Source organism: Ottowia flava, assembly GCF_008017535.1.
Taxonomy (GTDB): domain Bacteria; phylum Pseudomonadota; class Gammaproteobacteria; order Burkholderiales; family Burkholderiaceae_C; genus Ottowia; species Ottowia flava.
Window position 1 is genome coordinate 1 of record NZ_VRUA01000021.1, and the last position, 22,192, is coordinate 22,192.

18 protein-coding genes are annotated in these 22,192 nt (G+C 65.4%); 6 read left to right on the forward strand and 12 right to left on the reverse strand.

Going from position 1 to position 22,192, the window contains the following annotated elements:
* A partial coding sequence (locus FVQ98_RS16540) for an integrase core domain-containing protein (RefSeq protein WP_147914562.1) occupies positions 1-403 on the forward strand: 403 nt, incomplete at its 5' end.
* A gap of 56 nt (positions 404-459) precedes the next feature.
* On the opposite strand, the gene FVQ98_RS16545 is transcribed toward FVQ98_RS16540, so the two are convergent.
* Complete coding sequence (locus tag FVQ98_RS16545) at positions 460-1,437, reverse strand: GMP reductase (protein ID WP_147914563.1); 978 nt, start codon at positions 1,435-1,437, stop codon at positions 460-462.
* 121 nt (positions 1,438-1,558) lie between these two features.
* Entirely contained in the window at positions 1,559-2,236 is a 678-nt protein-coding gene (locus FVQ98_RS16550; RefSeq protein ID WP_147914564.1) for a hypothetical protein, read from the reverse strand.
* 131 nt (positions 2,237-2,367) lie between these two features.
* Here FVQ98_RS16550 and FVQ98_RS16555 point away from each other — a divergent pair, with 131 nt between their 5' ends.
* Positions 2,368-4,770 carry a UvrD-helicase domain-containing protein gene (locus FVQ98_RS16555; RefSeq protein WP_147914565.1) on the forward strand — a complete coding sequence of 801 codons (2,403 nt, stop codon included), beginning with the start codon at positions 2,368-2,370 and terminating at the stop codon, positions 4,768-4,770.
* Positions 4,771-4,887: 117 nt separating this feature from the next.
* Here the strand turns inward: FVQ98_RS16555 and FVQ98_RS16560 are convergent, their stop codons facing one another.
* Genes FVQ98_RS16560 through FVQ98_RS16575 form a run of 4 tightly spaced genes read right to left on the reverse strand, consistent with a single transcriptional unit; the run spans position 4,888 to position 9,249 of the window.
* Entirely contained in the window at positions 4,888-6,450 is a 1,563-nt protein-coding gene (locus FVQ98_RS16560; protein WP_147914566.1) for an AMP-binding protein, read from the reverse strand.
* Between the two features lie 29 nt (positions 6,451-6,479).
* The gene (locus tag FVQ98_RS16565; RefSeq protein ID WP_147914567.1) at positions 6,480-7,475 is read right to left on the reverse strand and encodes a Bug family tripartite tricarboxylate transporter substrate binding protein; all 996 of its coding nucleotides are present in this window, start codon (positions 7,473-7,475) and stop codon (positions 6,480-6,482) included.
* A 38-nt stretch (positions 7,476-7,513) separates the two neighbouring features.
* The gene (locus FVQ98_RS16570; RefSeq protein ID WP_147914568.1) at positions 7,514-8,485 is read right to left on the reverse strand and encodes an NAD(P)H-dependent flavin oxidoreductase; all 972 of its coding nucleotides are present in this window, start codon (positions 8,483-8,485) and stop codon (positions 7,514-7,516) included.
* A 29-nt stretch (positions 8,486-8,514) separates the two neighbouring features.
* The gene (locus tag FVQ98_RS16575) at positions 8,515-9,249 is read right to left on the reverse strand and encodes an enoyl-CoA hydratase/isomerase family protein (RefSeq protein WP_147914569.1); all 735 of its coding nucleotides are present in this window, start codon (positions 9,247-9,249) and stop codon (positions 8,515-8,517) included.
* A gap of 102 nt (positions 9,250-9,351) precedes the next feature.
* On the opposite strand from FVQ98_RS16575, the gene FVQ98_RS16580 reads away from it, so the two are divergent.
* On the forward strand, positions 9,352-10,248 hold the full coding sequence (locus FVQ98_RS16580; protein WP_147914570.1) for a LysR family transcriptional regulator: 897 nt from the start codon (positions 9,352-9,354) through the stop codon (positions 10,246-10,248).
* A gap of 159 nt (positions 10,249-10,407) precedes the next feature.
* Entirely contained in the window at positions 10,408-11,460 is a 1,053-nt protein-coding gene (locus FVQ98_RS16585; protein WP_147914571.1) for a porin, read from the forward strand.
* Between the two features lie 55 nt (positions 11,461-11,515).
* On the opposite strand, the gene FVQ98_RS16590 is transcribed toward FVQ98_RS16585, so the two are convergent.
* Genes FVQ98_RS16590 through FVQ98_RS16600 form a run of 3 tightly spaced genes read right to left on the reverse strand, consistent with a single transcriptional unit; the run spans position 11,516 to position 13,708 of the window.
* Positions 11,516-12,334: a BPSS1780 family membrane protein gene (locus FVQ98_RS16590; RefSeq protein ID WP_147914572.1), complete on the reverse strand. Its 819-nt coding sequence runs from the start codon at positions 12,332-12,334 to the stop codon at positions 11,516-11,518.
* Complete coding sequence (locus FVQ98_RS16595) at positions 12,331-13,317, reverse strand: homoserine kinase (RefSeq protein WP_147914573.1); 987 nt, start codon at positions 13,315-13,317, stop codon at positions 12,331-12,333. The genes FVQ98_RS16590 and FVQ98_RS16595 overlap by 4 nt, the downstream gene beginning before the upstream one ends.
* 28 nt (positions 13,318-13,345) lie before the next feature.
* Positions 13,346-13,708: a hypothetical protein gene (locus tag FVQ98_RS16600; protein WP_147914574.1), complete on the reverse strand. Its 363-nt coding sequence runs from the start codon at positions 13,706-13,708 to the stop codon at positions 13,346-13,348.
* Between the two features lie 136 nt (positions 13,709-13,844).
* On the opposite strand from FVQ98_RS16600, the gene polA reads away from it, so the two are divergent.
* The gene (gene polA / locus FVQ98_RS16605) at positions 13,845-16,631 is read left to right on the forward strand and encodes a DNA polymerase I (RefSeq protein ID WP_147914610.1); all 2,787 of its coding nucleotides are present in this window, start codon (positions 13,845-13,847) and stop codon (positions 16,629-16,631) included.
* A 60-nt stretch (positions 16,632-16,691) separates the two neighbouring features.
* Positions 16,692-17,069 carry a hypothetical protein gene (locus FVQ98_RS16610; RefSeq protein ID WP_147914575.1) on the forward strand — a complete coding sequence of 126 codons (378 nt, stop codon included), beginning with the start codon at positions 16,692-16,694 and terminating at the stop codon, positions 17,067-17,069.
* Positions 17,070-17,128: 59 nt separating this feature from the next.
* Here the strand turns inward: FVQ98_RS16610 and FVQ98_RS16615 are convergent, their stop codons facing one another.
* The 3 genes from FVQ98_RS16615 to prfB all read right to left on the reverse strand — a co-directional run bounded on the left by FVQ98_RS16615 (position 17,129) and on the right by prfB (position 22,131).
* Positions 17,129-18,145, reverse strand: a complete 1,017-nt coding sequence (locus FVQ98_RS16615; protein WP_147914576.1) for a class 1 fructose-bisphosphatase — start codon at positions 18,143-18,145, stop codon at positions 17,129-17,131.
* Positions 18,142-20,940 carry an aminopeptidase N gene (pepN, locus tag FVQ98_RS16620; protein ID WP_147914577.1) on the reverse strand — a complete coding sequence of 933 codons (2,799 nt, stop codon included), beginning with the start codon at positions 20,938-20,940 and terminating at the stop codon, positions 18,142-18,144. Before pepN ends, FVQ98_RS16615 begins: the two co-directional genes overlap by 4 nt.
* 86 nt (positions 20,941-21,026) lie before the next feature.
* Positions 21,027-22,131 (reverse strand): peptide chain release factor 2 gene (prfB, locus tag FVQ98_RS16625; RefSeq protein WP_147914578.1). Its coding sequence is split into 2 segments (ribosomal slippage): positions 21,027-22,049 and positions 22,051-22,131, totalling 1,104 coding nucleotides; the frame shifts between segments, so codons are not numbered across the junction.
* Between the last annotated feature and the right edge of the window lie 61 nt (positions 22,132-22,192).

Here is a 22,192-nt window from a genome sequence, read left to right on the forward strand (position 1 = left end):
GATGCTGCCCGATGAGTCCGCCAGGAGTGCATGCGCGCACCTGCTGGCGGCGCTGCGCTACTACAAAGGCCTGCGCGTGAAGATCGAGCAGGTGATGACCGACAACGGCGCGGCCTACAAGTCCAGACGCTTTGCCAGGCTGCTGCGCCGACTGAAGATCAGGCACATCCGCACAAGGCCGTACACACCCAGAACCAACGGCAAGGCCGAGCGCTTCATCCAGACGCTGCTCAAAGAGTGGGCCTATGCGTATTGCTATCCGAGTTCACAGCACCGTGCAGACGAACTGCTGGCGTGGATGCATCATTACAACTTCCATCGGCCTCACTCAGCCACCGAACACCTGCCTCCCATCACGCGACTCGCATTCGACGGGAACAACGTGTTGAGAAACTACACCTAGGGCTGTCGGCTGATTCCATTCAAAAAACCGGCCGCGCGCGCCTGCAGTGCAGTGTCTTACATCAGCAGGTGTTCACCCGCGTTGTCGCCGCCCAGGATGACGTAGTTCACCTTGCGGATGTCCAGCAGCTTCTTGCCGCCGGCGTAGCTGATGGAGCTTTGCACGTCCTGCTCCATCTCGGTCAGCGTGTCGGCCAGCTTGCCGCGCACCGGCTCCAGGATGCGCTTGCCTTCCACGTGGCGGTACTCGCCCTTGTTGAAGTCGCTGGCCGAGCCGTAGTACTCCTTGAACAGCTCACCGTCGACCTCGACGGTCTTACCCGGCGACTCTTCGTGGCCAGCGAACAGCGAGCCGATCATGATCATCGTCGCGCCAAAGCGGATGCTCTTGGCGATGTCGCCATGGCTGCGGATGCCGCCGTCGGCAATGATCGGCTTGGTGGCCACGCGCGCGCACCATTTCAGCGCCGACAGCTGCCAGCCCCCTGTGCCAAAGCCAGTTTTCAGCTTGGTGATGCACACCTTGCCCGGGCCTACGCCGACCTTGGTGGCGTCGGCGCCCCAGTTTTCCAGGTCGATCACCGCTTCAGGGGTGGCCACGTTGCCAGCGATGATGAAGGTGTCAGGCAGCTTCTTGCGGATGTGCCAGATCATGTCGCGCACCGTGTCGGCGTGGCCGTGCGCGATGTCGATGGTGATGTACTCGGGCGTCAGGCCTTGCTCGGCCAGCGTGTCGACCGTCGCGTAGTCGGGCGCCTTCACGCCCAGCGAGATCGACGCGAACAGTCCGCGCCCTTGCATGTCGCGCACGAAGGCCACGTTGTCGATGTCGAAGCGGTGCATGACATAGAAGTAGCCGTTGGCCGCCAACTGCTGGCAGACCTTTTCGTCCACCACCGTCTTCATGTTGGACGGCACGACCGGCAATTTGAAGCGGCGCCCGCCAAAGTCGATGCCGGCATCGCACTCGCTGCGGCTTTCCACGCGGCACTTGCGCGGCAGCAGCAGCACCTGGTCGTAGTCGAAGATTTCCATAAGATTCCAAGCTCCATAGATACAGACAATCTGGGCGCTTGGTCTGACCGCGGCTTGCTGCGCCGCGCAGCGAGCGGGCACAAAAAACCGGGCCAAGAAAACTTGGGCCCGGTGATTGATTTTACGGCTTTGCGGCGCAGCGTGCTTGCGCCAGGACGACCAGCCGCCCGTGGGCGTCGGTCACCCAACCGACCACCCCCAGACGTTCAGCTCGCGCGCCTTCCGGGATGTTCATCGGCCGCCACAGCTGGTAGGGCCAGTCGGCCGAGGGTTGCGGTGCGATGGGCTCGGTCAGCAGGTTGCGCACCAACTGGCGCGGCACGGGCGAGCCCTCTGTCCCCTTCGGCAGCCATTCAACCAGCGCCAGCCACCCGATGAAAGGGCCTTTCGCGCCTGGTTTCGCGTTGAACCTGAGCGACGCGCCGACGTAACCGCCCAACGCCAAGCCGTGCTGCACGCGCAGGCGGTGCCGGCCAATGGGCTCGCTCTCGCTCTGGCTTTGCGATTGGGTGAAATGACCGCTTTCGGGCATCGGCAGGCTTTGGGCATCCAGGCGCTGTCGGGCTTCGCGGCGCGCGACGGCGGACATGGGGGCATCGTCACCACTGTCCGCCGGGACCACCCAGTCCAGCACGATGGCGCCACGCGGCGGCGCCGCGGGCGGGGCCGCGGTCCAGCACTCGGGGCAATCGGCGCTGATGAAGCGCTCTGCCAGCCATCGACGCGCGGCCTGTCCATCGCTGCTGCACGAGGAGGGTGGCTCCGCAGCGGCCGCAGCCTGCGCTGTCAGTGCGAACACGGCGGTTGCCGCGCGCAGTGCCCGCTGCGCGCGGGCCGAGCGGCGTGTGCGTGCGGGGTCAGAGCGAGGGGTTGGAGTGGGCATAGGCGACGGGAGGCTGCGCGCCGGCAACGGCTTTCTACAATCGGGTCATGTTCCCACAATCGGATGCCGCCGCCCAGGCGGAGATGCCCCTGCTGGCGGGGCTCAACCCCGAACAACGCGCCGCCGTCACCCTGCCGCCCGAACCCGCGCTGATCCTGGCGGGCGCCGGATCGGGCAAGACGCGCGTGCTGACCACTCGCATCGCCTGGCTGCTGCAAACCGGTCAGGTGTCGCCCGGCGGCGTGCTGGCCGTGACCTTCACCAACAAGGCCGCCAAGGAGATGTTGACGCGCTTGACGGCCATGTTGCCGCTGAATGCGCGCGGCATGTGGATCGGCACCTTCCACGGTCTGTGCAACCGCCTGCTGCGCGCGCACCACAAGCTGGCCAACTTGCCGCAGACCTTCCAGATCCTGGACACGCAGGATCAGCTCTCGGCCATCAAGCGCCTGTACAAGCAGCACAACGTGGACGAAGAGCGCTTTCCGCCCAAGCAGATGCAGTGGTTCATCGCCGGCTGCAAGGAAGACGGCGAGCGGCCCCGCGACGTCGCGGTGCACGACGGCGACGCGCGTCGCAAGGTCGAAATCTACCAGCTGTACGAAGAGCAATGCCAGCGCGAAGGCGTGGTCGACTTTGGTGAGCTGATGCTGCGGAGCTACGAGCTGCTGCGCGACAACGACGCCGTGCGAGAGCACTATCGGCGGCGCTTTCGCCACATCCTGATCGACGAGTTTCAGGACACCAACCGCCTGCAGTACGCCTGGATCAAGATCATCGCGGGGTTGCCGGCTGAAGGCGGTGGCGGCGCCATCATGGCGGTGGGTGACGACGACCAGAGCATCTACGCTTTTCGCGGCGCGCGCGTCGGCAACATGGCCGACTTCGTGCGCGAATTCCATGTGCAGCACCAGATCAAGCTGGAGCAGAACTACCGCAGCCACAGCCACATCCTGGACTCGGCCAACCAGCTGATCAGCCACAACAAGAAGCGCCTCGGCAAGGAGCTGCGCACCGACCAGGGCACCGGCGAGCAGGTGCGCGTCTACGAAGCACCCAGCGATTTCGCCGAAGCCGAATGGGTGGTCGACGAGATGCGCCAGCTCGTCAAGGGCGAAGGCCACGAGCGCAAGGAAATCGCCGTGCTGTACCGCAGCAACGCGCAAAGCCGCGTGCTGGAAACGCAGCTGTTCAACGCCGGCGTGCCTTACCGTGTGTACGGCGGCCTGCGCTTCTTCGAGCGCGCCGAGGTCAAGCACGCGCTCGCTTACCTGCGCCTGCTGGAGAATCCGCGCGACGACACCAGCTTTCTGCGTGTGGTCAACTTTCCACCGCGCGGCATTGGCGCGCGCAGCATCGAGCAGCTGCAGGACGCCGCACGCGACGCCGGCACCGCGTTGGTCGACGCCGTCGGCAACGTGCCGGGCAAGGCGGGCGGGAATCTGGCCGCCTTCGTCGCCAGGATCGACGTGCTGCGCGAACAGACCGAAGGCCAGACGCTGCGCGAGATCATCGAACGCACGCTGGACGACAGCAGCCTGCTGGAGCATTACCGCGCCGAGCGCGACGGCGCCGACCGGGTCGAAAACCTGGAAGAACTGGTCAACGCGGCCGAGAGTTTCGTCACCCAGGAAGGCTTTGGCCGCGACGCCGTGGCGCTACCCGTGGACGAGACGGCCGGCCTGACCCAAAGCCCAGCCAGCCAGGGCCTGGACCCCAACGCGCCGCTGCTGGACGAGCGCCTGCCCGAGCCGCCGCCCCCGGTCGACACCGATACCGGCGAAACGCGCAGCCCGCTGGCCGCGTTCTTAACGCACGCCGCGCTGGAGGCGGGCGACAACCAAGCCCAGGCCGGCCAGGACGCGGTGCAGTTGATGACCGTGCACGCCAGCAAGGGGCTGGAGTTTGATGCGGTCTTCATCACCGGCTTGGAAGAGGGCCTGTTCCCCAACGAAAAGGCGATGAGCGACTTTGAAGGGCTGGAGGAAGAGCGCCGCCTAATGTATGTCGCCATCACCCGCGCGCGCAAGCGCCTGTACCTAAGCCACGCGCAGACGCGGCTGCTGCACGGCCAGACGCGCTACAACATCAAGAGTCGCTTTCTGGAAGAGTTACCCGAAGGGTCGCTCAAGTGGCTCACGCCGCGCCACGGCGGATTTGCGTCGATGATGCCTGGTGCGCATTCAGGAGCAAACCACGCGCGCCCCGCCTGGGGGAACAGCGCTATTTACCCTGACATGGTGGCCAGCGCCGCACCGCTGCCGCCGCGCAAGGCCGAGCCGGCGCATGGCATTCGCGCGGGCATCAAGGTGTTCCACACCAAATTCGGTGAAGGCCAGGTGATGGCGGTGGAAGGCGCGGGCGACGACGCGCGCGCGCAGGTCGACTTCCCGCGCCATGGCCTGAAGTGGCTGGCGCTGGCGGTGGCGAAGTTGACCGTGGTGGAGTAGCCGGAAGGTTCTGGGGTACTCCCAAAACCATAGCTGGCAGCGCCCGCCAGTCAGCCGCTAGAGCCGGATTCGCCTGTATTTTCCGTTTCCGGCCCGCGTCTGACGGTCGCCTTCGGTTCAGGCGTAGGTCGTCGCCCCGGTGTCCTGCATGAACTGCTGGCGCAGCCCGGCCTTCAGGATCTTGCCGCTGTCCGTGCGCGGAAACTCCGTGCAGAAGCGGATCAGCTTGGGCGTCTTGATCGCACCGCCTTCGGCCTTGCAATACGCCTGAAGCGCCTGGGCGGCAGCGGCATCGCCCGCCGCGCCATGGGCCAGCTGCACCACAGCGGCGAGCTTTTCTCCGAGATCTTCATCCGGCACGCCGAACACGGCCGCATCCTGCACGTCGGGATGCGACAGGAGCGTGTTTTCGACCTCCTGGGGGTAGACGTTGACGCCCCCGGAAATGACGGTGAAGCTGCGCCGATCGGTGAGGTACAGGTAGCCGTCGGCATCCAGGTAGCCAATGTCGCCATAGGTTTTCCAGCCTTGTGGACTGATGGCGGCGCGGGTCTTTTCAGGGTCGCCCCAATAGGCGAACGACGTGGGCGCCTCAAAGTAGATGTTGCCCACCACGCCTGCGGGCTGGGGCCGGTGATCGTCATCCAGCACATGCACTGCGAGCTGGCGGGGCTTGCCCACCGAGCCCGGATGAGCGAGCCATTCATGCGAGTCGATGGCGGTGCTGCCCAGGCCTTCCGAGCCGGAGTAGTACTCGTACAGGATCGGTCCCCACCAATCGATCATCGCGCGTTTGAGCGGCACGGGGCAGGGCGCCGCACCGTGGATGGCGTGGTGATGGTGTTCCCCGCGGTAGCGCGCGCGAACGTTCGGCTCGAGCTTCAGCATGCGGTGGAACATCGTGGGCACCCACAGCGAATGCGTGCAGGCGTACCGGTTCAGACATTCGAGAGCCAGTTCGGCGTCGAAGTGCGAAAGCACGACCACCGTCGCACCGACGCTCAGGCTGGCGCTCAGGTAGCGGTGCGGCGCGCTGTGGTAGAGCGGTGAGGTGGAGAGGTACACGCTCTTCGCCGAGAGTCTGTTGGCCTGCGCCGTCGCCACGTTGCGCGGATCGGGGGCATCCCAGGTGGGCGCGGTGATGGGTTTGCGCACGCCCTTGGGGCGCCCCGTCGAGCCGGACGAAAACACCATCTCGATGCCAGGTTGCGGATTCTCCGGCAGGCTGACGGGTTGCCTGGCAAGCAGCGCTTGCCAGGGGCCGGGCGACTCGGGCTCGTCGCTGCTGAACATGACCGTGCGATCCGGTGCGAGCCGGACTGCCAGCTCGCTGCCCACGGGCGATGCGCTGTCGAGAAGGAGAAGCTTGGCGCCGGCGTTCGCGCAGATGTACGCGATGTCGGACGCCGAGGCCTTGGTGGGCAACGGTGTGTAGTACAGGCCCGCACGAGCCGCCGCGAGCATCGCGATCGCGAACGCCTCCCCGTTGGGCAGGCTGAACGCGATGCCGTCGCCGGGCTGCAGGCCCAGCCCCCGCAGCGCATGAACGCCGCGGTTGGCCTCGCGCTCGAGATCCGCATAGGTCAGCCGGCGGCCGCTGGGCACACAGACGAGGGCGTCCTTGTCGGGGTGGCGCGCGGCTGCCTGTGTGACATGCTGAATAGGCAGGTCGGAGATCATGAAACCTCGGTCAGCTCGGAAGAAAGAGGTCACTCTTTGTAGAGGTTGTAGGTCTTGATGGCATGCGCGAACACAGGCATCTGCTCGATGAGTATCTTGCGCATGGCGTCGGGCGAACTGGCTTCCAGAACGGAGCCGCGCGCTTTGAAGTACTCCTGGAGCTTCGCCTCAGAAAACACGGCGGCACACGCGGCCGAGAGTTGCTCGACGATGGGCATCGGTGTCTTGCCCGGCGCGAACAAGGCCGTCCAGGCGCGGGTCGTCACGGGGGCCAGCTTCGATTCCGCCAGCGTCGGCACCTCAGGCAACAGGGCGCTGCGCTTGGACAACAGGGTGGCGACCGGCCGTGCCTTGCCCTTGCTCTGTTCGACCAGCTCGAATCCGCCGATCATGATCTGGATGCGATTGCCGATGAAGTCGACGTAGGCGTTGGAGCTGCCCTTGTACGGCACGTGGATCATGTCCAGGTTGGCCTGCGACCTGAGTTGGGCCATCGAGACCAGCTGCGTCGAATCGCCCGTGCCGTAGGCCAGTTTGCCGGGGTTCTTGTGCACGTAGTCCACCAGTTCGGCCATCGTCTTGACCGGCACCTGGTCGTTGACATAGATGAAGTAGGCGAGCGAGCTGAAATGGCTGATCGGCGTCAGATCCTTCAACGGGTCGTACGGCGGACGCTTGGGCGTGAGCTGCGGGGTGTAGAGCAGCGCGCTGGGCGTGCCGAACATGATCGTGTGGCCATCGGCCGGCGCGCGCAGCAGTTCCTGCACCGCGATGACGCCGTCCCCGCCCGGCCGGTTGTCAACGATGACTGGCACGTTCAGGTAGGCGGCGAGAGGTTCCGCCATCACGCGGGTGGACGAGTCGCCACCGCCGCCGCCCGGGAAAGGAACGATGATCCGCACGGGCCGCGTGCCGAGCTTCTCGCTGGCGGCGAGTGCCGGGGTGGCATGGGTCAGCCAAGGTGCGACCAGAGTGCTGGCGGCACCGGCGAGCACCTGCCGGCGCCGAATCGACATGGGTTTCATGGTTTGTCTCCTCAAGGCGATTTGTGTTTATGTGAAGGTCAGGCTGCGCGCAGGTTCAAACGTGCCCGCGCCGCTTCGTACTCGTTGGCGAAGCGGTCGACCAGCTCGCCTGCGGTCGGGATGTCGTGCAGAACGCCGATGCCCTGGCCGCAACCCCAGACGTCTTTCCAGGCCTTGGCTTTGAAGCCGCCTTCGGGGCCGTTGAATTTCATCCGGGAGGGGTCTGCGCCGGGCATGTTCTGAGGGTCAAGCCCCGCTGCCACGATCGACGGCCCGAGGTAATTGCCCCACACGCCCGTGAAGAAGTTCGTGTAGACGATGTCGTCCGCAGTGCCTTCCAGAATGGCCTGCTGGTATTCGGGCCGCGCGTTGGCTTCCTGCGTGGCGATGAATGCGGAGCCCACGTAGGCGAAGTCCGCGCCGAGCGTCTGCGCCGCCAGGATCGACGCACCATTAGCGATCGAGCCCGAGAGGGCGATGGGGCCATCGAACCAGGCGCGTGTTTCCTGCATCAACGCGAACGGAGACTGACGGCCCGCATGCCCGCCAGCGCCCGCGGCCACCACGATGAGGCCGTCGGCACCTTTTTCGATCGCCTTGTGGGCAAACTTCTGGTTGATGACGTCGTGCATCACCAGACCGCCATACGAATGGATCGCGTCGTTCACCTCCGACTGGGCGCCCAGTGAGGTGATGATCAACGGCACCTTGTACTTGACACACAGCTCCAGGTCGTGCTGAAGCCGATCGTTGGTCTTGTGCACGATCTGGTTGACGGCAAATGGCGCGGAAGGACGGTCCGGGTGATCGCGGTCGTGCTGTGCCAACTCCGCCGTGATGCGCTGCAGCCATTCCTCAAAGACATGGGCGGGCCGCGCGTTCAACGAAGGAAATGAGCCGATGATGCCGGCCTTGCACTGGGCGATCACCAGTTCGGGATACGACACGATGAACATCGGGGAGGCGATCACCGGGATGCGCACGCGCGATTTGAGTTCCTGGAGGGTCATGCTGAATCTGTCGATGGAAGAAGTGAAGGTCAACGGCCGCTGAATTTGGCGGGGCGCTTCTCGCGGAAGGACGCGATGCCTTCCTTGCCGTCATCGCTGGACGCGATTCGGGCGAGAAGGCGGTTGGTTCGGTAGTTCGCTTCCATCGGCCCTTTGGGCACGGTGCTCAGCGCAAAAGCCTTCATCGCCTGCACCACCAGCGGCGCGTTGCGGTTGATGAGTTCTGCCAGGTGCAAGGCGCGCGCAGTGGCTTCGCCGTCCTCGACCACTTCGTTCACCAGGCCAATCTCTCGGGCCCGGTGGGCGACCATGGGCTCGCCAGTCATCAGCCACTGGAGGCCCGCCTTGTACTGCAGTCGACCGGGAAAGCCGCCCATCATTCCCTGGAAGAGGCCGAGCTTGGCCTCGGGGTACAGGAAATACGCACTTTCGCCGGAGACGACCATGTCGGCGAGCAGGCAGAACACAGCCGCATAGCCGATGGCGCCGCCTTCCACCGCACAGATGATGGGTTTGTCGCACGGCACCGATAGGTTGGGCATGGCCAGCGTACCCAAATCCATGGGCGGATGCTTCAGATCCATGCCCGACGAGAAGAAGCCGCCGTTGCCGGTGACGACGCAGCACCAGAGCTCAGGGTCGGCTTCCAGTCGTCGCCAGGCATCGTGCAGGCCCTGGGCCACTTCGGGGTTCCAGGCGTTGCGCACGGCAGGCCTGTCAAGGGTCACGACCAGCGTGTGGTCGCGGACTTCGAGTTGAATCATTGAGTGTGTCTCCATCTGGCCTGACGGCGATGTCACCGACGACCGCTGTGGACTCTAGGGCTTCATTGATTGGCTGGGTCTATTTGGATATAGACTTTTCCAATGAATATCACCTTGGTGCAAATGCGATCGTTCCTGGCTCTGGCCGAGTCTTTGAGCTTCAGTCGCGCCGCAGACCGGTTGGGCGTCACGCAGCCCACGCTCAGCGCCTCCATCCGCAACATGGAGGAGTCGATCGGAGGCAAGCTCTTTGACCGCGACACGCGCAAGGTGGCGCTCACGGCGCTGGGTATCGATTGCAAGCGGTTGGCGACCCAGTTGCTCGAAGAGGCAGAACGCGTCGAGAGCCAGTTGCGAAGCCATGTGCTGGGGCGGCGCGGTGCGGTGCGGATTGCGGCGCCCGCCAACCTGTTTCCCGGCTTGCTGGCGCCAGGCCTCGTGGCATTTCGCGCCGCGCATCCCGATGTGAGGCTGGAGTTCGCGGATGTCACCACCGACGAGGCCGTGCGGCGCCTGCACCTGCACCAGGTGGACCTGGCGATCGGCTTGCGCATGGACAGTGACCCCGATCTGCGCGCCCGTCCGCTGAGCCATGTGCCCTATGTGGGCATCCTGCCGGAGTCTCACCCGCTCGCCAGTCGGCGCACGCTGCGGTGGCAGGACATTCGATCCGAGGAGGTGATCGTGCTGCAGGCGAGGGACTCCGTCACGACGCGGGTCACCCAGGCACTGGGCGAGGCGGGTGTCACGCCCAGGGCGGCCTACCGCGTCAACGAGCTTTCGACCGCTGCGGCCCTGGTCAACGGGGGCTTCGGCATCGGTTTGATGGGGTACTGGTCGGCGCTGCACATGCACCGGCCGGGACTCGTGATCAGGGAGCTTTCTGCGCCGGCGTTCAGTGGCGTGGTCAGCATGATGACCCTGGCGCGGGTGGATGTGTCGCCGCAGGTGCGCGAGTTGCAGACGGCCCTGCGACGCAACGCGCCATCGCTCCCCTGAATCCCGTTCGTTCTTGGCCGGCTGCGCTCGCTTGCGTGGGCGCGTCGCTTTCGCCGACTCATAGACCAAGACAATGAACTTATAGACCTAAGTCGCAGATCGCGCCGATATCTTCGGTCGCTCTTGAAACGGACTTGAACTTTGGTTCAAGAAAAAAGAGTGAATCCGAACGAGGAGACGATGGTGACAAAGGTGATTTGGAAAGCTGTGGCGGTGGCCATGATCGGGACCGGTGGCGCGATGGCGCAGGGCTCGAATGTGACGATGTACGGGATCGTGGACGCGGCCGTGGAGCATCAGGGCGGCGTGGCCAGTGGCGATGCCACCCGGATGCGCTCAGGTGGTCTGTCGGGCGGACGTTTCGGTCTGCGAGGCAACGAAGATCTGGGTGGTGGGATGCGCGCGGTCTTCACGCTCGAATCGGGCGTCGAGGTGGACAAGGGTGCCGCATCAGATCCAGCGCGGTTCTGGAACCGGCAGGCCTATGTTGGCATCGGGGGGCGCTGGGGTGAACTGACATTGGGACGCCAGTACACGGGCAGCTTCCTGGTGCTGACGGGCTACATGCCCAAGCACTTCGCGCTGTTGTATGAACCGGTGGGAACGGTGACGACCTCTCGCGTGAACTCTTCCTTCGTCTACGACGGAAAGTTTGACGCCTTTCGCGTGCGCGCGCACGCCAGCATGAAGAGCAGCCTGCCCGGTGGCGCAGGTGCGACGCACGGCGTTGGCGTGTCGTACGCACTGGGCAACGGAAGCATTGCGGCGTACTACGACAGCGTGGACGGCGACCTGACCGACAACGGCCGCTCGCGGCGGCGGTTGTTCGGCGTGGCAGCCAAGTACAAGTGGGAAGATTTAACGTTTGTGGGTGGTTGGCGCAAGACCAAGGCGGACACAGACTTGGGCCGGATTGCCCTGCGCGATCGCTTCTGGTGGCTCGGTGTGGCGTACCGCGTCACGCCTGCGACAGAGCTGTCCGTGGCGTACTACCGCAACGACATTCGCCAGCGCGGGCCTGCCACCGATATCCGTGCGCCGCAACAGCTGTCGCTTTGGCTCATGCACAACCTGTCCAAGCGAACAACGCTGTACGCAGCAGCAGCGCACTCGCGGCATGCACCGCTCAACTTCGGGTTTGGTGGCTACACGCTGGCCGACAGCAAACGGTCTCAGACCGGGGTCGCGATGGGCATCAGACACACGTTCTGAGGGGCGTCAAGCGAGTGGTGCGAGAGGCGACCGATCGCTGGTTACGCGGTGGTGCTCAAAGGCGCGCGACGTGGTCGTTGTCTGTGGGGTCTGCTTCAAAGCTGTCGCGGAAGGTTGGCCACAGGGAGGCCATCACCATGGTGGCAATCGCCAGGCTGACGGGCAGCATGCCGGCAGCGGCGATGCGCACATTGCCCAGCACGCCGGCGACCATCAGCAACGCCAGCCACGCCACCATGGTGACCATCATCCAGCCCATGAAATAGACGAGGTAGGCGCGCAGGTTGCGCAGCACGCCAACGGCGCTGAAAAAAAGGCTCTTGACCACTGGCACATCGTGCCAGTGCACCAGCGCCGGGGCGTGCCAGAACAACACTGAAATCGGGAGGTACAGCACCGATGCCAGCATCCATTGCCGCATGGAGGCGCGCATGGCTTCCTGAACCGCCGGGTCACGCATGGTCTCCGGCGTGACCTGGCCGCCCTGGGCAGCGAGCAACTCGTTCAGCTTGCCGTCGCTCGCGAGCGAGGTAAACACCACAATCAGCATCACTGCGGCCGCATACGCAGCGCCCAGGAGCAGCATGGCGCGGGTCTTGGCGGGCGATGCGCGAAAGGCTGAAATGAGCAGGGAAGGCATCGGGAACTGACCTGCCTCCACAGCGCGCGATGCCGCCATCATGCCGACGGTGAACGCAGGCACCAGCGCAAGGCCGATGAAATCGCCAACCAGGGGCAGCCAGCCAACAACCTGGCTGAAGGCCATGAACACGAAGAAGAGCCCGGCAAATGCCAGCGGCTGCTTGAAGAACATGCGCAGGCCTTCGCGCACCCATTGCGCGCCGGTGCGGGCAGGGACGACGCGCAGCTTCATGGCAACAACGGGTCGGCCACGCGCGCGCGCAGCACGCGTTCGAAATGCGTGGGGTCGTGCGGTTTGAGCATGCTGGCTTCGCGCGGCAGGTGGAAGTCCCACAGCCGCGAGATCCAGAAGCGCAGGGCGCCTGCGCGCAGCATGGCGGGCAGCAGGCGCCGTTCGGCATCGGTCAGCGGGCGCACGGCGGTGTAGGCGGCCAGCATGGCTCGGGTGCGCGCGGTGTCGGCGCGCCCGCTGGGCAGGTCGACGGCCCAGTCGTTCAGCGCGACGGCCAGATCGAACAGCCAGGTGTCGACGCCCGCGAAATAGAAGTCGAAGAAGCCGGACAGCACGGGCTGCTCGCGCGTGCCTTCAAACATCACGTTGTCGCGGAACAGGTCGGCATGGATGGCGCCGCGCGGCAAGGCGGCGTAGGCCGAGCCGGCGGCGATGTGGTTCTGGTAGGCCAGCTCGGTGCGGATCAGGGCGGACTGGGCATCGTCCAGGTGCGGCAGGACCACGGGCACGGTCTCATTCCACCAGGTCAGCCCGCGCAGGTTGGGCTGGCGCAGCGGGTAGTCGCGCGCGGCCAGATGCGCCCGCGCCAGCATGTCGCCCACGGCAGCGCAGTGGGCAGCGCCGGGCTGCAACTCGCTTTTGCCGCGCAGGCGGTTGACCACCGCCGCCGGTTTGCCACACACAGTGTGCAGGATGTCGTCCTCGCCCGCGGCGACGGGCGCGCCGTCGGCCTTGGCTTGGGGTTCGGGCACCGGCACGCCGTGCTGCGCCAGGTGCTTCATCAGGTGCAGATAGAACGGCAGTTGCGCGTGGTTGAGGCGCTCGAACAGCGTCAGCACCCATTCGCCCTGGTCGGTCGTGGCGAAGTAATTGGTGTTCTCGATGCCGCCTTCAATGCCGCGCAGCGCCGTCAACTCCCCCAGGCCCAGGGCGCGCATCAGCGCACCGGCCTCGGCGTCGGAGACGTCGGTGTAAACCGCCATGGGTCAGATCAGGTAGAAAACGGCGCGGTCAGAACTGGATCTTCCAGACCCGGCGGCCGGGGGCACCAGGACCGGCTTCACCTGAGCCCATGTTGGTCGGGTCGGCTGGCTGCACGCTGTACGGCGGCACATTGGTCTTTGGCTGCACCGTGATGCTCTTGGTTTCACCACCGCTGCGCACCTCGTCCACGCGGCTGCCCGCGTCTTCGGTGCGGATGTGCTCCACGCGCTGGGTGCGGCGATCCAGCCGCAGTTCATCGCGTGAGACTTCCGCACCAGCCGCCCCGGCAGAGGCGGGCGCGGCAGGCGCCGGCGCCTGAGCATTGACGCCAATGGCACCTAAAAGCGCCAGAGTGGCTAGTGAGGCCCGGAAATGAACAGTTGCACGCATGCTCTGATTCTAGTGGGGGGCGCCTGCACCCCTGTAGGACGGCGTGCACAATCCGCCCATGAACGACGTGCCTTCTTCCGCCGAGACCCAAGCCCCCCCGAATGCTGCGCCCGCGACGGGCGCTGCGCGCCCCGTGATGCTGCTGGTGGACGGCTCCAGCTACCTGTACCGCGCCTACCACGCCATGCCCGACTTGCGGGCCGACCCGGCCGACCGCGCCAGCCAGCCCACCGGCGCGATCCGCGGCATGATCAACATGCTGAATAGCCTGCGCAAGGACTACGCGGAGGCGCCCTATGTGGCCTGCGTGTTTGACGCGTCCGGCCCGACGTTTCGCGACGACATCTATCCCGACTACAAGGCGCAACGCGCGCCCATGCCGGACGATTTGCGCAGCCAGATCGCTCCCATTCACGAGGTCGTTCGCCTGATGGGCTGGCCGGTGCTGGCCGTGCCTGGTGTGGAGGCCGACGATGTCATTGGCACGCTGGCCAGGGCGGGCGAGGCGCAGGGCCTGGACGTGGTCATCTCCAGCGGGGACAAGGACCTGGCGCAACTCGTGACGCCCGCCATCAGCATCATCGACACCATGAACGGCAAGCGTCGCGACGAGGCCGGCGTGCTCGCCGAATTCGGCGTGCCGGCTACGCAGATGCTGGACTACCAGACGCTGGTGGGCGACAGCGTGGACAACGTCCCCGGCGTTGACAAGGTCGGCCCCAAGACCGCGGCGAAGTGGTTGAACGAATACGGCTCGCTCGACGCCCTGGTCGCGCAGGCCGACAAGGTCAAGGGCGCGGCGGGTGAGAACCTGCGCAAGGCGCTGGACTGGCTGCCGACCGGTCGCCAGCTGCTGCAGATCCGCACCGACTGCGATCTGGCCGGTCATGTCGACGGCCTGCCTGCTCTTGATTCAATAGCTGCTCGCGCAGGTGACAGTAGCGCGTTGGCCGATTTTTATGAGAAATACGGGTTTCGCAGCCTGGCCAAGGGACTGCAGGCCGGCAGTGCCGCGGGCACGTCTGCCCAGCGCGTGGCAGCAAACGCGGGTGCGGCGGCGGCAGAGGCCCCGCAGACCGATCTGTTTGGCGGCGAGCCGGTGGCGTCCAAAGCCGGAGAAGCGTTGGCGTACGACACGGTGCTGGACTGGGCCAGTTTTGACGCCTGGCTGACCCGCATCGAGCAGGCCGAACTGACCGCCATCGACACCGAAACCACGTCGCTGGACGAGATGCAGGCGCGCATCGTCGGCATTTCGCTCAGCGTCGCACCGGGGCAGGCCGCCTACATCCCGCTGGCGCACAGCGGCCCGGACGCGCCCGAGCAACTGCCGATCGACGAGGTGCTGGCGCGGCTGAAACCCTGGCTGGAAAACCCGGCCAAGAAAAAGCTGGGTCAGCATTTCAAGTACGACCGCCACGTCTTTGCCAACCACGGCATCCAGGTGGCCGGCTATGCGCACGACACCATGCTGCAAAGCTACGTGCTGGAGGTGCACCGCCCGCACGGCCTGGCCAGCCTGGCGCAGCGCCACCTGGGGCGTGCCGGCATCAACTACGAAGACCTGTGCGGCAAGGGCGCGCACCAGATCCCGTTTGCGCAGGTGCCGGTGGACAAGGCCGCGCACTACGCCTGCGAAGACGCGGACCAGACGCTGGACGTGCACCTGGCGTTGTGGCCGCAACTCGAAAAAGAAGAGCGGCTGCGCGCCATCTACGAGCTGGAAATCGCCACCAGCGAAGTGCTGTTCACCATGGAGCGCACGGGGGTGCGCATCGACGCCGACCAGCTGCGCCAGCAAAGCCACGACCTGGGCCAGCGCATCCTGGCGCTCGAAAAAGAGGCGCACGATCTGGCCGGGCAGCCCTTCAACCTGGGAAGCCCCAAGCAGATCGGCGAAATCTTCTTCGTCAAGCTCGGCCTGCCCGTGGTCAAGAAAACCGCGACCGGCGCGCCCAGCACCGACGAAGAAGTGCTGGAAAAGCTGGCCGAGGACTACCCGCTGCCCGCGCGCATCCTGGAGCACCGCGGCCTGTCCAAGCTCAAGGGCACCTACACAGACAAACTGCCGCAGATGGTCGATGTGGCCACCAGCCGCGTGCACACGCACTATGCGCAGGCCGTGGCGGTGACGGGGCGCCTGTCCAGCAACGATCCCAACCTGCAGAACATCCCGGTGCGCACGGCCGAAGGCCGCCGCATCCGCGAGGCGTTTGTGGCCGCGCCGGGCCACGTCATCGTCAGCGCCGACTACAGCCAGATCGAGCTGCGCATCATGGCGCACCTGTCGGGCGACGAGGCGCTGCTGAAGGCCTTCACCGAAGGGCTGGACGTGCACCGCGCCACGGCGGCCGAAGTCTTCGGCGTGACCACCGAACAGGTCAGCAGCGAACAGCGCCGTTACGCCAAGGTCATCAACTTCGGCCTGATCTACGGCATGAGCAGCTTCGGCCTGGCGCGCAACCTGGGGATAGACAACACGGCAGCCAAGAACTACATCGACCGCTACTTCGAGCGCTACCCCGGCGTGCGCCGCTACATGGACGACACCGTCGCCTTCGCGCGCGCCAACGGCTATGTCGAAACCGTGTTCGGCCGCCGCCTCTACCTGCCCGAGATCAACGGTGGCAACGGCCCGCGCAAGAAAGCGGCCGAACGTCAGGCGATCAACGCACCGATGCAGGGCACGGCGGCCGATCTGATCAAGAAGTCCATGGTGGTCGTGCAGGACGCGCTGCAAAAAGAAAAGCGTGCCACGCGCATGGTGATGCAGGTGCACGACGAACTGGTGTTCGAGGTGCCCGAAGCCGAGCTCGATTGGGTGCGTTCCGAAGCCCCGCACCTGATGGCCGGCGTGGCCGATCTGAAGGTGCCGCTGCTGGCCGAAGTGGGCGTGGGGCCGAACTGGGAGCAGGCGCATTGAGGACCTGGACCACGGACTTGCACTCGTACGTCCCGAGGCCGCGTTAGGATGATTGGCTTGATGCCCAAAGAACTTCCCGTTGTTTACACCAAGCTCCGCATCGCCGAAATCCAAATGGATCGAGCGATAGCAGTTCTTCTGGACGACAACGATCTTGTGTGCGCTATTACCCTCGCAGGTGCGGCAGAAGAAATTTTCGGCAACCTACTGGCAGCGAATGGCGAAAGCGGTTGGATGACGGATGTCATCACTGACACCGTAAACATGGGCAAGAGTCTCGGCCACCAATGGAAGTTTGGCGACATCAAATGGGAAGCAAATTGGTTTCGGAACGAACTGAAACACATGACCTTCCTGGAGCATTGGACGAACTACCAATACCCGTTGAAGCTGCGCTGGAGATCGTTGGCCGCGCGGTCGAAAACCATCGCCGATTGACCGGCAACCACTCCGCCGAAGCCCTTAGATATTTGTCGCGGGTCGGCTAACAGAAGACATTACGTAGAGGTGCCTTCTAGGTGGTACTGCGTCACCCGCTCCACCTCGTTCTTGCTGCCCAGCACCACGCTGACGCGCTCGTGCAGTTGCGTGGGCTGCACGTCGAGGATGCGCTCGCGGCCGTTGGTGGCGGCGCCGCCGGCCTGTTCGATCAGCCAGCCCATGGGGTTGGCTTCGTACAGCAGGCGCAGCTTGCCGGGCTTGTTGGGCTCGCGCTTGTCCCAGGGGTACATGAAGATGCCGCCGCGCGTCATGATGCGGTGCACGTCGGCCACCATGCTGGCGATCCAGCGCATGTTGAAGTCCTTGCCGCGCGGGCCTTCCTTGCCGGCCAGGCATTCGTCGATGTAGCGCTTCACCGGCGTGTCCCAGTGGCGCATGTTGCTCATGTTGATCGCGAATTCCTTGGTGTCGGCAGGGATCTTCACGTTTTCTTGCGTCAGCACGAAGCTGCCCTGTTCGCGGTCGAGTGTGAACATGGCGACGCCGTCACCCACAGTCAGCACCAGGGTGGTCTGTGGGCCGTACACGCAGTAGCCGGCGGCGACCTGCTGGCTGCCGGGCTGCAGAAAGTCCTGCTCGGTCACGCCGGGGTGGCCATCGGGCTTTTTCAGCACGCTGAAGATGGTGCCGATGGAGACGTTGACATCGATGTTGGACGAGCCGTCCAGCGGGTCGAACATCAGCAGGTATTCACCCTGCGGGTAGCGGTTGGGCACCAGGTAGATGCTGTCCATCTCCTCGCTGGCCATGGCGGCCAGGTGTCCACCCCATTCGTTGGCTTCGATCAGCACTTCGTTGGCGATGATGTCCAGCTTCTTCTGGACTTCGCCCTGCACGTTTTCGCTGCCGGCGCTGCCCATCACGTCGCCCAGCTCGCCCTTGTTGACGCTGTGGCTGATGCGCTTGCAGGCGCGCGCGACCACCTCGATCAGCAGGCGAAGCTGCGCGGGGATCAGGCCGTCGACGCGCTGCTGCTCGACCAGGTAGCGGGACAGGGAAACTTGCTTGCTCATGACGCGGTCTTGGGTTCGGTGTCGGGGGTGGGGGCGGAGCGGGCTTCGGCAGCGTTGTCCAGTGCGGGGGCGGTGGCCTCGGCGTGTGCAACCTCGGCGGGGGCATGTTCGGCCAGCGCGCGCGTGACGACTTCGCGCACGTCGTTGCTCAGACTGGGCTTGGCGGCCACGCGGGCCAGCGCTTCGCGCGCCGCGCTGCGGTAGGGCTCGACCAGGCGCGCCCAGGCGTCCATGGCGCGCGCCAGGCGCGCAGCGACCTGCGGGTTGATCGTGTCCAGCTCCAGCACGCGGTCGGCCCAAAAAGCGTAGCCGGCCGCGTCGGTCCGGTGGAAGGCCGCCGGGTTGCCGTTGCAGTAGCTGAACACCAAGCTGCGCGCGCGGTTGGGCGTGCGCAGGTTGAAGTCCGGGTGCTTCATCAGCGTGCGCACCTGCGGCAGCACGCTGCCGTTGTGGTCGGGCGCGTGGGCCTGCAGGGCAAACCATTTGTCGAGCGCCAGCGGCTCGTGGCGGAACAGCTCGTAATAGCGCTGCAGCGCGCGGCCGGCCAGGTCGTGGCCGCTGTAGACCAGCGCTTCCAGCGCGTTCAGGCGGTCGGTCATGTTGCCGGCGTCCTTGAAGCGCTGGTAGGCCTTGCCGGGCCAGACCAGCTCACCGCCGTGCGTGGCGGCCAGGCACAGCATGTGCAGCGCCAGGCCTGCCAGTTCGCGTCGGCCGGCGGAGACCGGGTCGGGCGAATAGGCGCCGGTGTTTTCGTGCGCGTCGTAGGCCCAGGCCCAGTCAGTCTGCAAGGCCTTGGCCAGTTGCAGCTCCATCGCGTCGCAGACGGCGTGGATGCGCTGGGGGTCGACCTCGTCCAACTGGTCGGCGATGTAGTCCTCGTCGGGCAGGGTCAGCACCAGGGCCTTGAAGGCCGGGTCCAGATCGGGCTCGCGCAGCAGCGCACGCAGCGCCGCAAGATAGGCATCATTCAGCGGCTCAGCCCTAGAACCATCAGCGGGGCCAGCTATCTGTTCGATAGCTATGGACAGCGCCAGGCGCTGCCCGGCTTCCCAGCGCGTGAACGGGTCGCTGTCGTGCGCCAGCAGGTGCAGCAGCTGCTCCGGCGTGGCGTCCCAGTCCAGCTCAACCGGGGCCGAGAAGCCGCGCAGCAGCGAGGGCACGGGTTCGCTGTCGACGCCGACGAAGGTGAAGCGCGTCTCAGGTTCGGTCAGCACCAGCGTGTGGTTGCCATCGACCGGGCGCTGCCAGTGGTCCAGCTGCAGCGGCAAATCGCGCCCATCGGCGCCGACCAGACCCAGGCGCACGGGGATGACGAAGGGCTCCTTGTGCGGCTGACCGGGCGTGGGCGGGCAGGTCTGCGACAGCGTCAGCGTGTAGCTGCGCGCGGCGGCGTCGTAGCGGCCTTCGGCTTTCAGCACCGGCGTGCCGGCCTGGCTGTACCAGCGCTTGAACTGGGGCAGCAGGCGTGCCAGGTCGCTGTCGGGGTTGGCGTCGGCCATGGCCTGGGCGAAATCGTCGCAGGTAACGGCCTGGCCGTCGTGGCGCTGGAAGTAGAGGTCCACGCCCTTGCGGAAGCCATCGCGGCCCACCAGCGTCTGGTACATGCGCACCACCTCGGCACCTTTTTCATAGATGGTGGTGGTGTAGAAGTTGCTGATTTCCAGGTATTCGTCGGGCCGCACCGGGTGCGCCATCGGGCCCGCGTCTTCGGGGAACTGCGCGGCGCGCAGGTTGATGACGTCCTGAATGCGCTTGACGGCGCGGGCGCTGTCGGTGCCGGCCAGGTCCTGGCTGAATTCCTGGTCGCGGAAGACGGTCAGGCCTTCCTTCAGCGACAGCTGGAACCAGTCGCGACAGGTGACGCGGTCGCCGGTCCAGTTGTGGAAGTACTCGTGGCCGATCACGCTTTCGATCGCGTCGAAGTCGCTATCGGTCGCGGTGGAGGGCTTGGCCAGCACGTACTTCGTGTTGAAGATGTTCAGGCCCTTGTTCTCCATCGCGCCGGCGTTGAAGTCGGACGTGGCCACGACCATGAAACGGTCCAGGTCCAGCGCCAGGCCAAAGCGCGCCTCGTCCCACAGCACCGAATGGATCAGCGAGTTCATCGCGTGCTCGGTCTGGTCGAGATCGCCCGGGCGCACGTACACCTGCAGCAGGTGTTCGCGCCCCGAGCGGGTGACGATGCGCTGCTCGCGCGCTACCAACTGGCCGGCGACCACGGCGAACAGGTAGCTCGGCTTCTTGAACGGGTCGTGCCAGGTGGCAAAGTGGCGGCCCCCGTCCAGATCACCCGATTCGACCAGGTTGCCGTTGGACAGCAGCACCGGGTAGCGCTTCCTGTCGGCGCGCAGCGTGACCGTGTAGGTCGCCATCACGTCGGGGCGGTCCAGGAAGTAGGTGATGCGGCGAAAGCCCTCGGCCTCGCACTGGGTGAAGAAATCGCCCCCGCTCATGAACAGGCCCATCAGCTTGCTGTTCTTTTCGGGGTTGCAGGTGGTGAAGACCTCCAGCTCGAACGGCGCCGTGCCTTCGGGCAGGTTCTCCAGCACCAGGGTCTGGCCGTCCATGCGGAAGCTGCAGCCCTGGCCGGCCAGCACGACGCGCGCCAGGTTCAGCTCGTCGCCGTCGAGCCGCAGCGGCTGCGCGGGCACATCGGGGTTGCGGCGCAACACCATCTTGTTGAGCACGCGGGTCTTGGTCGGCTCCAGATCGAACGTCAGGTCGACGCTGTCGATCCAGAAAGCCGGCGGGGCGTAGTCTTGACGTCGGGTGACGGTGCTGTGTCCTTCGCGCATCCGAACTCCTGTTTACTGCAAATTCAATAGCTGCCCGCGCAGGTGGTTGTAGCGCGGGAGGCCAAAAACACTTAAAAAAGGCGAGGTCAGACGCCTTGCTTCAACGACGCTTCAATGAACGCATCCAGGTCGCCGTCCAGCACCTTCTGGGTGGCGCTGATTTCGACATTGGTGCGCAAGTCCTTGATGCGGCTGTTGTCAAGCACGTAGCTGCGGATCTGGTGGCCCCAGCCCACGTCGGTCTTGCTGTCTTCCAGCTTCTGCTGTTCTTCCTGGCGCTTGCGCATCTCGTGGTCGTACAGGCGGCTGCGCAGGCGGCGCCAGGCGACGTCGCGGTTGCTGTGCTGGCTGCGGCCGTCCTGGCATTGCACCACGATGCCGGTCGGGATGTGCGTCAGGCGCACGGCCGAATCGGTCTTGTTGATGTGCTGGCCGCCGGCGCCGCTGGCGCGGTAGGTGTCGGTGCGCACGTCGGACGGGTTGATCTCGATCTCGATCGAGTCGTCGATTTCCGGGTACACGAACACGCTGGCAAAGCTGGTGTGGCGGCCGCCCGACGAATCGAACGGCGACTTGCGCACCAGGCGGTGCACGCCGGTTTCGGTGCGCAGCAGGCCGTAGGCGTATTCGCCTTCGATCTTGATCGTCGCGCTCTTGATGCCAGCCGTGTCGCCGGGGGTTTCTTCTTCGACCTCGGTCTTGAAGTCCTTGCGCTCGGCGTACTTCAGGTACTGGCGCAGCAGCATGCTGGCCCAGTCGCAGGCCTCGGTGCCGCCGGCGCCGGCCTGGATGTCCAAAAAGCAGTTCAGCGGGTCGGCCGGCTGGTTGAACATGCGGCGGAATTCCAGCTCTTCGATGGCGGTGGCCGATCCGGCGACGTCTTCGCCGATGGCCAGCAGCGCGGCTTCGTCATCGTCTTCGCGGCTCATCTCGAACAGCTCGGCGTTGTCCGACAGGTTCTGCGTCAGCTCGTCCAGCGCAACGACCACGCCGTCCAGCGCCTTCTTTTCCTTGCCCAGCTCCTGGGCCTTCTTGGGGTCGTTCCAGACCGCCGGGTCTTCTAGCGCCGCGTTGACGGTGCGCAGGCGTTCGGCCTTGGCAGGGTAGTCAAAGATACCCCCGAAGCGCGTCGGTGCGCGCGCGCAGGTCGTCGATGCGGGAGCCAATCTGGTTGATGTGTTCTGCGTCCATGGTGCCAATCTCTTGTGGTGGGCGCGCAAGCGGCGTCGCGCGCGCGAAACCTTGAATTTTC

What these genes read in the sequence shown, in the direction of transcription:
- FVQ98_RS16545 (WP_147914563.1), bottom strand. Translation starts at nt 1,437, where the DNA reads ATGGAAATCTTCGACTACGACCAGGTGCTGCTGCTGCCGCGCAAGTGC.
- FVQ98_RS16555 (WP_147914565.1), top strand. Translation starts at nt 2,368, where the DNA reads ATGTTCCCACAATCGGATGCCGCCGCCCAGGCGGAGATGCCCCTGCTG.
- FVQ98_RS16560 (WP_147914566.1), bottom strand. Translation starts at nt 6,450, where the DNA reads ATGATCTCCGACCTGCCTATTCAGCATGTCACACAGGCAGCCGCGCGC.
- FVQ98_RS16565 (WP_147914567.1), bottom strand. Translation starts at nt 7,475, where the DNA reads ATGAAACCCATGTCGATTCGGCGCCGGCAGGTGCTCGCCGGTGCCGCC.
- FVQ98_RS16570 (WP_147914568.1), bottom strand. Translation starts at nt 8,485, where the DNA reads ATGACCCTCCAGGAACTCAAATCGCGCGTGCGCATCCCGGTGATCGCC.
- FVQ98_RS16575 (WP_147914569.1), bottom strand. Translation starts at nt 9,249, where the DNA reads ATGATTCAACTCGAAGTCCGCGACCACACGCTGGTCGTGACCCTTGAC.
- FVQ98_RS16580 (WP_147914570.1), top strand. Translation starts at nt 9,352, where the DNA reads ATGAATATCACCTTGGTGCAAATGCGATCGTTCCTGGCTCTGGCCGAG.
- FVQ98_RS16590 (WP_147914572.1), bottom strand. Translation starts at nt 12,334, where the DNA reads ATGAAGCTGCGCGTCGTCCCTGCCCGCACCGGCGCGCAATGGGTGCGC.
- FVQ98_RS16595 (WP_147914573.1), bottom strand. Translation starts at nt 13,317, where the DNA reads ATGGCGGTTTACACCGACGTCTCCGACGCCGAGGCCGGTGCGCTGATG.
- FVQ98_RS16600 (WP_147914574.1), bottom strand. Translation starts at nt 13,708, where the DNA reads ATGCGTGCAACTGTTCATTTCCGGGCCTCACTAGCCACTCTGGCGCTT.
- polA (WP_147914610.1), top strand. Translation starts at nt 13,845, where the DNA reads ATGCTGCTGGTGGACGGCTCCAGCTACCTGTACCGCGCCTACCACGCC.
- FVQ98_RS16610 (WP_147914575.1), top strand. Translation starts at nt 16,692, where the DNA reads ATGCCCAAAGAACTTCCCGTTGTTTACACCAAGCTCCGCATCGCCGAA.
- FVQ98_RS16615 (WP_147914576.1), bottom strand. Translation starts at nt 18,145, where the DNA reads ATGAGCAAGCAAGTTTCCCTGTCCCGCTACCTGGTCGAGCAGCAGCGC.
- pepN (WP_147914577.1), bottom strand. Translation starts at nt 20,940, where the DNA reads ATGCGCGAAGGACACAGCACCGTCACCCGACGTCAAGACTACGCCCCG.